Source organism: Terrabacter sp. 2YAF2 (assembly GCF_052114705.1).
In the GTDB taxonomy this organism is placed as follows: Bacteria; Actinomycetota; Actinomycetes; order Actinomycetales; family Dermatophilaceae; genus Terrabacter.
This window is the reverse complement of the sequence record NZ_JBFRFG010000012.1, coordinates 50,855-63,388: the sequence shown is the minus strand read 5'-3', so window position 1 is coordinate 63,388 and position 12,534 is coordinate 50,855. Positions and strand designations below refer to the sequence as shown.

Below are 12,534 nucleotides of genomic sequence, written 5' to 3'. Positions count from 1 at the left end.
CGAGCCCCAAGCCCGACTCCACGGCGCGCGCGAGCGCCACCCGACGGGGCCCCGCTCCAGCTGGCAGCGGTGGGCGTGAGCGAACCGGTGGCAGCGCCGGCGCACGCACCAACACGCGCACCGGCTCGGCACGGACCAATGCGGCGCCGTCGCGGGGGCGGGGACCGGCGCCGAAGCAGGCCGCCGCTCGTCGGGGTCCGGTCGGACCTCGAGGACCGCGGGGACCTCGGGGACCCGGGCGTCCGCTCACGCTCTCGCGAGCCAACCCGCGCCGTCGCGCGCGGGTCATGTTCGTCGCCATCCTCTTCGTCTTCACCATCTTCGCCGGGCAGCTGCTGCGCATCCAGGCCTTCGACGCGTCGGCGACGCAGCAGGCCGCGCTCTTCAAGCGGTCCGTGAGGACCGTCACGCCGGCCATGCGCGGACAGATCCTCGACACGAACGGCCAGGTCCTGGCCGACTCGGTCGAGCGCTTCACCATCGCGGCCGACCCGACGGTCATCCCCGAGTACGCCGTGAAGGTCGACGGCGTGCACACCAAGGTCGGCGTCACCCGTGCCGCGGCCGACCTCGCACCCCTGCTCCAGATGTCGCCGGCGGACCTGACCGCGCTCTTCACCCGCTCGGGCACCCGCTACGTCGTGATCAAGAAGGAGGTCAACCCGGCGATCTACCGCGAGATCCGGGCCCTCGGCATTCCCGGCATCAGCGGCGAGCGCACCGCCCAGCGGATCTACCCCACGTCGATGGCCCTGGGCCAGCTCGTCGGCTTCGTCCGGCCGGGTGACCAGAGCGGCGCGGGCGGCATCGAGCAGATGCTCGACAAGGAGCTGAGTGGCACTCCCGGGGTCAGCGTCGCCGAGCGGGCCCGCGACGGCTACATCATCCCGGGCTCCCAGCGCGTCGACACCCCGGTCGCCAACGGCCGGGACGTCAAGCTGACCATCGACGCCGACCTGCAGTGGTACGCCCAGAACGCCCTCGCCAAGCAGGTCACCGCGGTCGGCGCGGAGTCGGGCACGGCCGTCGTCATGGAGGTGGCCACCGGGAAGATCCGGGCGGCCGCCAGCTACCCGACGTTCGACCCCAACGACCTCGCCGCAGCCAAGCAGGCAGCCCTGGGCAACTACGCCTTCAACGACGCCTTCGAGCCCGGCTCGACCGGCAAGCTCATGACGATGTCGGCCGCCCTCGAGCAGAAGGTCATCACCCCCGACACCGGTGTCATCGTGCCCCCTCGGCTGCCTCGCGCCGGAACGTCGTTCAAGGACAACGAGCCGCACGGCGTCGAGAACATGACGGCCACGGGGGTGCTCGCCAAGTCGTCCAACATGGGCACCATCATGATCGGTGAGCGGGTCCCGCCCGCCGTCATGGAGGGCTACTACCGCAAGTTCGGCATCGGCTCGAAGACGCCCGTCGGCTTCCCCGGCGAGTCGGCCGGCCTGCTGGCCGGTGCGAAGGACTGGGTGTCCACGCGCCGCTACACGATCCTCTTCGGGCAGGGCTACTCCGTCACGGCCATCCAGCAGGCGGGCGTCTTCCAGACCATCGCCAACAAGGGCGTACGCGTGCCGCCGTCCCTCGTCGAGGGCACCGTCAACGACAGCGGGACGCTGATCCCGTCGACGCCCACGACGCCGCTCCGGGTCGTGAGCGAGGACACCGCGACGAAGGTGTCGCGCATGATGGAAGAGGTCACCGGCAAGGACGGCACCGCCAGCGCGGCCCGCATCAAGGGCTACCGCGTCGCCGGCAAGACCGGAACTGCCGACCGCTACGACGACAAGCTCAAGCGCTACAACGGCTTCACGGCATCCTTCATCGGTTTCGCGCCGGCCGAAGCCCCGAAGTACGTCGTCGCCGTCTTCATCCAGAAGCCGAGCGCCGGCATGTTCGGCGGCGCCCTGGCCGGACCCGTCTTCAACCAGGTCATGTCCTACCTGCTCGAGCGCACCGCCGCTCCGCCCAGCCCGAAGTCGCCCCTGAACTACCACGTGTGGGCCGACAAGCCCCTGTCGTCGGACGACCCGACGGTCATCAGCGATGCACGGGCGAAGCGGGATGGCCTGTAAGTTGGGATGACGTGTCACCTACCCCCCTTCGACCCGCCGCGTCCGGCGTGCTCCTGCGCGACCTGACGGCCCGGATCGGGACCGGCTCGCCCCTGCGCACGTCAGGGCCTGACGCCGGCGAGCTGTTGGTCACCGGCGTGACGCTCGACAGCCGCGCCGTGGTCCCCGGCGACGTGTACGCCGCCCTGCCCGGTTTCAACGTGCACGGAGCCCGCTTCGTCGCGGACGCCGTCGCTGCCGGCGCCGTTGCGGTCCTCACCGACGACACCGGCCTGGCGGAGCTGGCGGAGCGGGCAGCGGACGTCCCGGTCCTCGTCGCCGACGACCCCCGCGGTGTCCTCGGAGCGGTCGCGGCCGAGGTCTACGGGCACCCGTCCGAGGGCCTGACGATGATCGGCATCACCGGCACCAACGGGAAGACGACGACCGCCTACCTCGTCGAGTCAGCGCTGCGCGCCCACGGGCAGCGGACCGGGCTGATCGGCACCGTCGAGACGCGGATCGGCGACGAGCGCATCGAGTCGGTGCGCACGACCCCGGAGGCGACCGACCTGCACGCGCTGCTCGGCCTCATGCACGACCGGGGCCTCGACGCGTGCGTCATGGAGGTGTCGAGTCATGCCCTCGCCCTGCACCGCGTCGACGGCGTCGTCTACGACGTGGCCCTCTTCACCAACCTCTCCCAGGACCACCTCGACTTCCACGCCTCGATGGAGGACTACTTCGGCGCCAAGGCGTCCCTCTTCACGCCGCAGCGCTCCCGCACGGCGGTCGTGTGCGTCGACGACGCCTGGGGTCGCCGTCTCGCAGCCGAGGCCACCGTGCCGACGACCACGCTCGCCACGACGACCGCCGGCGCAGACGGCGCAGACGGCGCGGACTGGGTCGCCGCGGCGGCCGCCCAGGGCGACGCCGGCGGCGCCGGTGCGTTCACGCTCCTCGAGCGCGCGACCGGTCGGACGCTGCGACTCGTCTCACACCTGCCTGGCCACTTCAACGTCGCCAACACCGCGATCGCCGCCCTGGCGCTGCTGCACATCGGGCTCGCGCCGTCCGAGATCGAGGCCGCGATGTCCGTGGCCCCTGACGTGCCGGGCCGGATGGAGGTCGTCGCACCCGGCGGTCCCGAGGGACCGCGGTGCGTCGTCGACTTCGCCCACACGCCCGACGCCGTCGACGCTGCCCTCGCAGCCCTCCGCGGCTCGACCGCAGGCCGGCTCATCGCCGTCCTCGGCGCCGGGGGCGACAGGGACCGCGGCAAGCGTCCCGCGATGGGCGCCGCCGCAGCGCGCCAGGCCGACGTCGTGGTGGTCACGGATGACAACCCCCGCTCCGAGGACCCGGCCGAGATCCGGTCGGCGGTCATCGCAGGGGCACGAGAGGCGGTCCGCGACGACGCGCCGCCGGTGACCGAGATCATCGACGGTGGGCCGCGTTCGAGCGCCATCGCCGAGGCCATCGCGCTCGCGGTGGTCGGCACGGGGGAGGACCGCCCTGTCGACACCGTCGTGGTGCTCGGCAAGGGACACGAGAAGGGTCAGGAGATCCACGGAGTGAAGCACCCGTTCGACGACCGCGACGCCGTGCGCGCCGCCCTCGCAGCCGTCAGCTCGTCGGGGGTGACGCCGTGATCGCCTTGTCTCTCAGCGAGATCCGAGATCTCACAGGTGGGGTGGTCCACGGCACCGAGGTGCCCGAGACCGTGGTCATCGACGGCCCGGTCACGACCGACTCGCGGGACTGCGGCCCGGGCAGCCTCTACGTCGCGCGGGTCGGCGAGACCGCCGACGGCCACGACTTCGTCGCGTCGGCGGTCTCCGCCGGCGCCGTGGCGGCGCTCGCGTCGCGTCCCGTCGAAGGGGTCCCGTGCGTGCTCGTCGACGACGTCCAGACCGCCTTCGGCCGCGTCGCGCGAGCCGTCGTCGACCGCTCGCCCGAGCTTCGCATCGTGGGCGTCACCGGGTCGTCGGGCAAGACGAGCGTCAAGGACCTCCTCGCGTCGGTGCTGTCGTCGGTCGCCGAGACCGTGGCGCCCGTCAACTCGCTCAACGGCGAGATCGGTGTGCCGCTCACCGTCTGCCGCGTCACCCCGACGACCCGCTTCCTCGTCGCCGAGATGGGCGCCCGCGGCATCGGCCACATCGACTACCTGACCCGGATCGCGCCTCCCCAGGTCGCCATCGTGCTCAACGTCGGCAGTGCCCATGTCGGTGAGTTCGGCTCTCGCGAGAACATCGCCCGCGCCAAGTCAGAGCTGCCCCGCGCCGTCCCGGCCGAGGGCCTGTCCATCCTCAACGCCGACGACCCCGTCGTCGCCGCCATGGCCTCGGGCCTCGCCTCCAGGGTGCAGCTCTTCGGGCTCGCGCCCGAGGCGGACGTGCGCGCCGTGGACGTCTCCCTCGATGAGCGCGGCAGGGCCGCATACACCCTCGTGTGCCCGCAAGGGACGGCGCGAGTCTCGCTGCAGCAGAGCGGCGCCCACCACGTCGGCAACTCGCTTGCCGTCGCTGCCGCCTCCCTCGAGCTGGGCCTGTCGCTCGACCAGGTGGTCGCGGGTCTGGGGGCAGCCGTGGCGGTGAGCCGCTGGCGCATGGAGATCACCGACCGCCCCGACGGGGTGGTCGTCGTCAACGACGCCTACAACGCGAACCCCGAGTCCATGCGTGCAGCGCTCGACGCCGTCGCCGCGATGCGCGTGACGGGGGAGCGCTGGGCGGTGCTCGGCTCCATGCTCGAGCTCGGCCCCGACGGCGACGCCGAGCACGCGGCCGTCGGGTCGTATGCCGCGTCGCTCGCCTTCGACCACGTCGTGGCCGTCGGCGAGGGTGCCCGGCCGCTCGCCGACGCGTTCCCCGGTTCGCAGTGGGTGCCCGACACCGACGCGGCCCACGACCTGCTCGCGCCGCGACTGCGCGCGGGCGACGTCGTCCTGCTCAAGTCGAGCCGGGACAGCGGGCTGCGCTGGCTCGGCGACCGGCTCGCGTCCGAGGGCGGCGATCTTGCTTCGACACCGGCCGCCGCCACCACCGGAGAGGCGGCCGCTCGGTGAAGGGCGTCCTGCTGGCAGCGTCGTTCTCGCTGCTCATCTCCTTGTTCGGCACCCCGCTGTTCATCAAGTTCCTCGTCAAGCGCGGCTACGGCCAGTTCATCCGCGACGACGGACCCACCTCGCACCACACGAAGCGAGGCACGCCCACGATGGGCGGCGCCATCATCCTCGCGGCCATGCTGGGTGCCTACTTCTTCTCGCACCTCTTCACGCTCAACCCCCCGACGGCGAGCGGGCTCCTCGTGCTCTTCCTCGCCGCCGGCCTGGGCTTCGTCGGCTTCCTCGACGACTTCATCAAGATCAGCAAGCAGCGCAGCCTCGGGCTCCGGTCGAAGCAGAAGCTCGTCGGTCAGGCCCTCGTCGGCATCATCTTCGCCGGGCTGGCCCTGCAGTTCCCCAACGAGCAGTACCGCACGCCCGCGTCCCTGCTCGTGTCGTTCGTGCGCGACACGAACATCAGCCTCGCCCTCGGGGGCAGCACCGTCGTCGGCGTGATCCTCTTCGTCATCTTCGCCAACGTCATGATCGCCGGCGCGTCGAACGGGGTGAACCTCACCGACGGTCTCGACGGGCTCGCGACCGGTGTCTCCACGATGGTCTTCGGCGCGTACGTCCTCATCAGCATCTGGACGTACAACCAGAACTGCCAGACCAACCCGGGGATCAAGTGCTACGAGGTGCGCGACTCGCACGACCTCGCTCTCGTCGCGGCGGCCGGGATGGGTGCCTGCTTCGGGTTCCTCTGGTGGAACGCCACGCCGGCCAAGATCTTCATGGGCGACACCGGCTCGCTCGCGCTCGGTGGCGCCTTGGCGGGTCTCGCGATCACCACCCACACCGAGCTCCTCCTCATCATCCTCGGCGGGATGTTCGTCCTCGAGACGCTGTCTGTCGTCGCGCAGGTCGCCTCGTTCAAGACCACGGGCAGACGGGTGCTGAGGATGGCGCCGCTCCACCACCACTTCGAGATGGTCGGGTGGAACGAGGTGACGGTCGTGGTCCGCTTCTGGATCATCGCCGGACTCTTCGCCGCCTTCGGCCTCGGTGTCTTCTACGCGGAATGGGTGGTGGGGTCCCAGTGAGCTTCGACCCGCTCTACGAACCCCGCGAGGGGCTGACCCACCGCGACGCGGACTGGTCGGGCATCCACGTCCTCGTCGTCGGCCTCGGCGTGTCTGGCTTCGCGGCCGCCGACGCACTGGCCGACCGCGGCGCGCACGTCGTCGCGGTCTCCCGCGACGAGACCGAGGCGATCCGCGAGCGCGCGACGATCCTCGAGATCCTCGACGTCGACGTCCGTCTCGGTCCGGAGCACGTGGTCGAACCCCCGGCGGGGACCGAGCTCGTCGTCACCTCTCCCGGGGTCCCGCCGCACGACCCGCTCATGCTCGCAGCGGCGACGGCCGGCATACCCGTGTGGGGAGAGGTCGAGCTCGCCTGGCGCATGCGGGCCCGCGAGGGTGCCGCCCCGTGGCTCACCGTCACCGGCACGAACGGCAAGACGACGACCGTCAACATGCTCGCCTCGATCCTGCGCCACGCCGGGCTGCGCGCCACCTCGGCGGGCAACGTCGGCACCCCGCTCCTCGAGGCGGTGCTCCACCCCGAGCCGTACGACGTCCTCGCCGTCGAGCTCTCGAGCTTCCAGCTGCACTGGCAGCGGTCGATCTCGGCCGTCGCCTCCGCCGTCCTCAACGTCGCGCCCGACCACCTCGACTGGCACGGCAGCTACGCCGAGTACCTCAGGGCCAAGGGCAAGATCTACGAGAACACCCACCTGGCCTGCGTCTACAACGTCGACGACATCCAGACCGAGCAGCTCGTCATGGAGGCCAACGTCGTCGAGGGCTGCCGGGCCATCGGATTCACGACCGGCATCCCGGCGCCGTCGATGGTCGGCGTCGTCGAGGACGTGCTCGCCGACCGCGCGTTCATCGAGCAGCGCCAGCGCTCGGCTGCCGAGCTGTGCACCCTGGCCGACCTGCGGGGCGACGCGCCGTCAGTGGCGCCGCACTACGTCGCCAACGCGCTCGCGGCCGCGGCCCTGGCCCGCGCGTACGGCGTCGGGCCCCTCGCGGTCCGGGACGGCCTGCGCGCCTTCCGTCCGGACCGGCACCGCATCGCCGAGATCGCGACGGTCAAGGGGGTCCGGTTCGTCAACGACTCCAAGGCCACCAACCCGCACGCAGCCGCAGCGGCGATCCGCTCGTTCGACTCGGTCGTGTGGGTCGCTGGAGGCCTGCTCAAGGGCGCCGACGTCGACAGCCTCGTCGAGGAGATGGCCTCGCGTCTGCGCGGCGTCGTCCTCATCGGGGCCGACCGCGACCAGATCGCCCAGGCCCTTTCCCGACACGCGCCGGATGTCCCGGTCGTGGACCTGTCCGAGACGGACACTGGAGTCATGGACCGAGTCGTCAGGGAGGCCGCGCGTCTCGCCCAGCCGGGCGACGTCGTGCTGCTGGCGCCCGCTGCCGCGTCCATGGACATGTTCACGAACTACGGAGCACGCGGAGACGCCTTCGAGGAGGCGGTCCGGCGGCATCTGGAGGCACACGGGGGGCTGGAGTGAGCACGACGACCGCTGGCGACAAGGCGGGGACGTCTGGCACGTCGAGCACCGGGGCTGGGTCCCGGTCCCTTCCCGTCATCGGCAAGCTCGAGTCGCCGCTGACGACCTACTACCTCATCCTCGGGGCCACCTCGACGCTCGTCGTCTTCGGCCTGATCATGGTGTTCTCGGCCTCCAGCGTCGAGGCCCTCCTCGCCGACGAGGCGTCCTACACGGTCTTCCTCCGCCAGCTCCTCTTCGCCGTCGTCGGCGCGGTCGCGGCCGGTTTCGCCAGTCGCCTGGACGTGCGGTGGTGGAAGCGCCTCGCCTTCCCGATGGTCGCCCTGTCGATCCTGCTGCTCGCGGCCGTCATCCCGTTCGGTCGCAGCGTCAACGGCAACCAGAACTGGCTCGCGATCGGGCCGATCCAGTTCCAGCCGTCGGAGTTCGCGAAACTGGGACTCATCCTGGTCGGGGCAGTGGTCTTCGCCAACAAGTCGGCGCGCATCACGAGTGTCGTGCACGTCGCCCTGCCCTTCCTCGTGCCGATCAGCGCCTTCGTCGTCGGCCTGATCCTCGCGGGGAAAGACCTCGGCACGGCCATGGTCGTGATCGTCATCATCGCCGCGGTCCTGCTGGTCGCCGGCGCTCCCATGCGTGTCTTCGCCGCGGGAGGCGCGCTGGCCGCCGTCGGGGTCGGCCTGCTCGTGACGGGCAGCAGCAACCGCACGAGCCGCATCACGGACTTCCTCGACCCGACGTGCAACACCAACCCCGACGGGTGGTGCGGGCAGTCGGTGCACGGCCTCTACGCGCTGGCCGACGGCGGCTGGTGGGGCGTCGGGCTCGGCGCCTCCAAGGAGAAGTGGGCCTGGCTCTCCGAGGCCCACAACGACTTCATCTTCGCCATCATCGGTGAGGAGCTCGGCCTGCCCGGCACCCTGATGATCCTGGTGCTCTTCGGCATCCTCGCGTGGGCCTGCTTCCGACTCGTCAGCCGCACCCAGGACCGCTTCGTCCGTGTCGCCGGCGCCGGCATCATGACGTGGCTGCTCGGGCAGGCCATCATCAACATCGGCGCGGTCATCGGTCTCTTCCCCGTCATCGGGGTGCCGCTTCCGCTCGTCTCGGCCGGAGGATCGTCCCTCGTCACGACCTTGGTCGGCCTCGGCATCCTGCTGTCCTTCGCGCGCAACGAACCCGGTTGCAGGGCGCTGCTCGACGCCCGCCCGAACCTCGTCCGTCGTTCCCTCGCGGTGCTGCCGTCCCGCGTCCGATCCGTCCCGCAACGTCGTAGAAGCCGGTGATCCCGCTGTCCTCGCCCACCTCCGTCCTGCTCGCCGGGGGAGGCAGTGCCGGTCATGTGTCCCCACTGCTGGCCCTCGCCGACGCCCTGCGTCGACGTCACCCCGACCTCCGGGTGACGGCGCTCGGCACGAAGGAGGGGCTGGAGGCGCGCCTGGTGCCGGCGCGTGGCTATGACCTGAGGTTCGTGCCGAAGGTGCCCCTTCCGCGGCGTCCGAGCCTGGACCTGCTGCGCCTGCCGGGTCGGCTCAAGGCCGCGGTCGACGCCGCCGGCGCCGCCATCGACGAGTCGGGCGCCGAGGTGGTCGTCGGCTTCGGTGGCTACGTCAGCACGCCCGCCTACCTCGCCGCCCGGCGCCGCCGCGTGCCGATCGTCATCCACGAGCAGAACACGACGGCCGGCCTCGCCAACCGCCTCGGGTCCCGCTGGGCCACCGCGGTCGCGACGACGTTCGCGAGCACGTCGCTGCGAGGAGCCCGGCGCATCGGGATGCCGCTGCGGCACGAGGTTGCCACCCTGGACCGGGCCGCTCGTCGGGACGAAGCGCTGGCGCACTTCGGGCTCGAGCCCTCGCGGCCGACGCTGCTCGTCACCGGCGGCTCCCTCGGAGCCCAACGCCTCAACGACACCCTGCGGGCGCGCGTCGAGGCCTTGAGCCGGGCCGGGGTACAGGTGCTCCACGTGACCGGCCTCGGCAAGGAGTTCCCGGTCGAGACGCCCGCCGGCGGGGCGCCGTACGTCGTCGTCCCCTACGCCGACCGCATGGAGCTGGCGTATGCCGCGTCCGACCTCGTCGTCGCCCGCGCGGGCGCCAACACGGTCTGCGAGCTGACGGCCGTGGGTCTTCCTGCCGTGTACGTCCCGCTCCCCGTCGGCAACGGTGAGCAGCGGCTCAACGCCTCCGAGGTCGTCGCGGCCGGAGGCGGTCTCCTCGTCGACGACGCGGCCTTCACGCCTGACTGGGTCGATGCCCAGCTGCTGCCCCTCGCGGCGGACACCGCGCGTCTCGGCGCCATGGCTGCTGCCGCCCGTGCGCTCGGTGAGCCGGCCGCCGACGAGGCCCTGGCCGACCTGGTCGACGAAGCAGCACGAGGCAGGAAGAGTCTGTGAACGAGACACCGCGCACCCCCACCGTCGACGACCCGTTCGCCGCGGCGCGCTTCGACTTCCGGGCGCCCGTGCCGAGTGCCGCCGAGCTGGGCCGCGTGCACTTCCTCGCCATCGGGGGGGCCGGGATGTCGGGCGTGGCACGCATCATGCTGGCCCGCGGCATCCAGGTCACCGGTAGCGACGCCAAGGACGTGCCCGTCCTCAAGGCCCTCGAGAGCGAGGGCGCCGGCGTCTGGGTCGGGTTCCACGAGGCACACCAGGAGCGAGCCGACGCCATCGTCATGAGCAGCTCGATCCGTGACGACAACGTGGAGCTCGTCGCCGCCCGCGAGCGGGGAGTGCCGGTGCTCCACCGGGCCCAGGGCCTCGCGGCACTCATGCAGGGCCGGCGGCCGGTCGCCGTGGCGGGAGCCAACGGCAAGACGACGACGACGTCGATGCTCACCGTGGCGCTGCAGGGCTGCGGCCTCGACCCGTCCTTCGCGGTCGGCGGCGAGCTGGCCAAGCACGGCACGAACGCCCACGACGGCGCCGACGACATCTTCGTCGTGGAGGCCGACGAGAGCGACGGATCGTTCGTGGTCTACGGCCCCGAGGTCGCGATCGTCACGAACGTCCAGCCAGATCACCTCGACTTCTACTCGAACTTCAAGGTTGTGCAGGCTGCCTACGACGCGTTCGTCGCCACGATCCGCCCGGGTGGGCTGCTCGTCACGTGCGCGGACGACGCCGGCGCCGTGGCACTGGCGCAGCGAGCCCGGGCAGCCGGCACGCGTGTGCTCACCTATGGCTTCGACCCGTCGTCCGACGTCGTGCTGGATGACCACCGTCAGGACGGCGTCACCTCCTCGGCCACCCTGCGCGACGCGGGCGTCGAGCGCCGGATGACGCTCGGCGTCCCCGGTCGCCACAACGCGCTCAACGCCGCGGCCGCCTATGCCGCGGCCGTCCACGGACTCGGCCAGGATCCCGACCGCGTCATCGCCGGCCTGGCGTCCTTCACCGGCACGCGACGACGGTTCGAGCCGAAGGGCGAAGCGGGGGGAGTCGTCGTCGTCGACGACTACGCCCACAACGCCGGCAAGGTCGCTGCGGTCGTCGAGACCGCCAAGGACCTCGTCGGGGACAGCGGGCGCCTCGTCGTCGTCTTCCAGCCGCATCTCTACAGTCGGACGCGTGACTTCGCCGCCGAGCTGGGGACGGGTCTCGCACCCGCGGACGTCGTGGTGGTCATGGACGTCTACGCCGCCCGGGAGGACCCCCTGCCAGGGGTGTCCGGCCGGCTCGTCGCCGACGCGGTCACAGTCGCCCGGCCAGAGGTGGACGTCCACTACGTGCCCTCGTGGTCGGCCGTCGCCGCGACGGTGGCGGCCCTCGCCCGACCCGGTGACCTCGTGCTGACGGTCGGCGCGGGCGACGTGACGATGGTCGGCCCGGAGGTGCTGCGGGTCCTCGGTGGTGGGTCGCCGTGATGCTCGAGCGCGGCTCGTCCCGCCGCCGTGTCGCTGGCACCGGACTCGCCTCCGCACGCACGCGCTTCGAGCGCCGTGCTGCGGCAGCCCGGCGGCGGCCCCGCCTGGTCGCCGGCGTCCTCGTGGCCGTGCTGCTCCTCGGGGGCCTCGTCGCCTGGCTCGGATGGTTCAGCGGTGTCCTGACGGCCTCGAAGGTGGAGGTCCACGGGGTCGGTGCCCCCGCGTCGGTTCGGGTGCGCACCGTGGCCAAGGTGCCCCTCGGTGGACCGCTCATGCGGGTCGACACCGACGCCGTCACCGCGCGGCTGCTCGCGGACCGGGCCTGGAGCAGCGTCGCGGTGAGCCGGAGCCTTCCCGACACCGTCGTCATCACGGTCACCCCGCGCGTCGCGGTGCTCGCGGTGCGCAACCCTCGAGGTGAGGTTGACGTCGTGGATCGCGACGGCTTCACCTTCCGGACCGTCGGCAGCGCACCAGCGGACGTGCCGCTCGTCAGCTCGGGAGCCGCCCAGGTGACCAAGGCGGGTGTGGACGCGGCGCTGGGGGCCCTCGGGTCGCTCGAGCCGTCGCTGCGGGCCGACGTCTCCGGGGTGTCCGTGTCGACCGCCGACCAGGTCTCCTTCACCGTCACGGCGAAGGGGGGCGCACCCAAGACCGTCGTCTGGGGCGGCGCCGGCGACGGCAAGCGCAAGGCGCAGCTCGTGAAGATCCTGATGGGGGAGCCTGGGTCGACGATCGATGTCAGCGTCCCGTCGTCACCCGTGACGCGCTGACCCGTCGCAGTCGGGCCGGGACCCGGATTCTCGGGCGCGGGCCGGCGCGTGGGAGAGTGGTCCCCGGCGGTCCGGACCTCGTGTCCGGTGGTGCTGGTGTGACGCGTGGGGCCCCGTTCCTGGAATTGGGGGAATCCCCGCGGCGACACGCCGTCCCGTGGGTTGAACGACCCTGTGGCTCGTCATACCGTCGGGGCACCA

The 12,534-nt window shown here is 71.8% G+C and carries 9 protein-coding genes; all 9 read left to right on the top strand.

The window, feature by feature from the left end; translation table 11 throughout:
* Positions 1-287: 287 nt before the first annotated feature.
* Genes AB4030_RS14295 through AB4030_RS14255 form a run of 9 tightly spaced genes read left to right on the top strand, consistent with a single transcriptional unit; the run spans position 288 to position 12,333 of the window.
* Positions 288-2,075 carry a peptidoglycan D,D-transpeptidase FtsI family protein gene (locus tag AB4030_RS14295; RefSeq protein WP_442279872.1) on the top strand — a complete coding sequence of 596 codons (1,788 nt, stop codon included), beginning with the start codon at positions 288-290 and terminating at the stop codon, positions 2,073-2,075.
* Between the two features lie 11 nt (positions 2,076-2,086).
* Complete coding sequence (locus AB4030_RS14290; protein WP_442279871.1) at positions 2,087-3,706, top strand: UDP-N-acetylmuramoyl-L-alanyl-D-glutamate--2,6-diaminopimelate ligase; 1,620 nt, start codon at positions 2,087-2,089, stop codon at positions 3,704-3,706.
* Positions 3,703-5,124, top strand: coding sequence for a UDP-N-acetylmuramoyl-tripeptide--D-alanyl-D-alanine ligase (locus AB4030_RS14285; RefSeq protein WP_442279870.1), 1,422 nt, complete (start codon positions 3,703-3,705; stop codon positions 5,122-5,124). The genes AB4030_RS14290 and AB4030_RS14285 overlap by 4 nt, the downstream gene beginning before the upstream one ends.
* Entirely contained in the window at positions 5,121-6,206 is a 1,086-nt protein-coding gene (gene mraY, locus AB4030_RS14280) for a phospho-N-acetylmuramoyl-pentapeptide-transferase (protein WP_442279869.1), read from the top strand. The genes AB4030_RS14285 and mraY overlap by 4 nt, the downstream gene beginning before the upstream one ends.
* Complete coding sequence (gene murD / locus AB4030_RS14275) at positions 6,185-7,693, top strand: UDP-N-acetylmuramoyl-L-alanine--D-glutamate ligase (protein ID WP_442279868.1); 1,509 nt, start codon at positions 6,185-6,187, stop codon at positions 7,691-7,693. The genes mraY and murD overlap by 22 nt, the downstream gene beginning before the upstream one ends.
* On the top strand, positions 7,690-8,979 hold the full coding sequence (ftsW, locus tag AB4030_RS14270; RefSeq protein WP_442279867.1) for a putative lipid II flippase FtsW: 1,290 nt from the start codon (positions 7,690-7,692) through the stop codon (positions 8,977-8,979). Before murD ends, ftsW begins: the two co-directional genes overlap by 4 nt.
* Positions 8,976-10,088, top strand: coding sequence for an undecaprenyldiphospho-muramoylpentapeptide beta-N-acetylglucosaminyltransferase (gene murG / locus AB4030_RS14265; RefSeq protein WP_442279866.1), 1,113 nt, complete (start codon positions 8,976-8,978; stop codon positions 10,086-10,088). The genes ftsW and murG overlap by 4 nt, the downstream gene beginning before the upstream one ends.
* Positions 10,085-11,560, top strand: a complete 1,476-nt coding sequence (murC, locus tag AB4030_RS14260; RefSeq protein WP_442279865.1) for a UDP-N-acetylmuramate--L-alanine ligase — start codon at positions 10,085-10,087, stop codon at positions 11,558-11,560. Before murG ends, murC begins: the two co-directional genes overlap by 4 nt.
* Positions 11,560-12,333 (top strand): cell division protein FtsQ/DivIB, encoded by a 774-nt coding sequence (locus AB4030_RS14255; protein WP_442279925.1) that lies wholly within the window; start codon positions 11,560-11,562, stop codon positions 12,331-12,333. Before murC ends, AB4030_RS14255 begins: the two co-directional genes overlap by 1 nt.
* Positions 12,334-12,534 lie beyond the last annotated feature (201 nt).

Coding starts and splice junctions, on each gene's coding strand:
- AB4030_RS14295 (WP_442279872.1), top strand. CDS start 288: ATGTTCGTCGCCATCCTCTTCGTCTTCACCATCTTCGCCGGGCAGCTG.
- murD (WP_442279868.1), top strand. CDS start 6,185: ATGGGTGGTGGGGTCCCAGTGAGCTTCGACCCGCTCTACGAACCCCGC.
- AB4030_RS14255 (WP_442279925.1), top strand. CDS start 11,560: ATGCTCGAGCGCGGCTCGTCCCGCCGCCGTGTCGCTGGCACCGGACTC.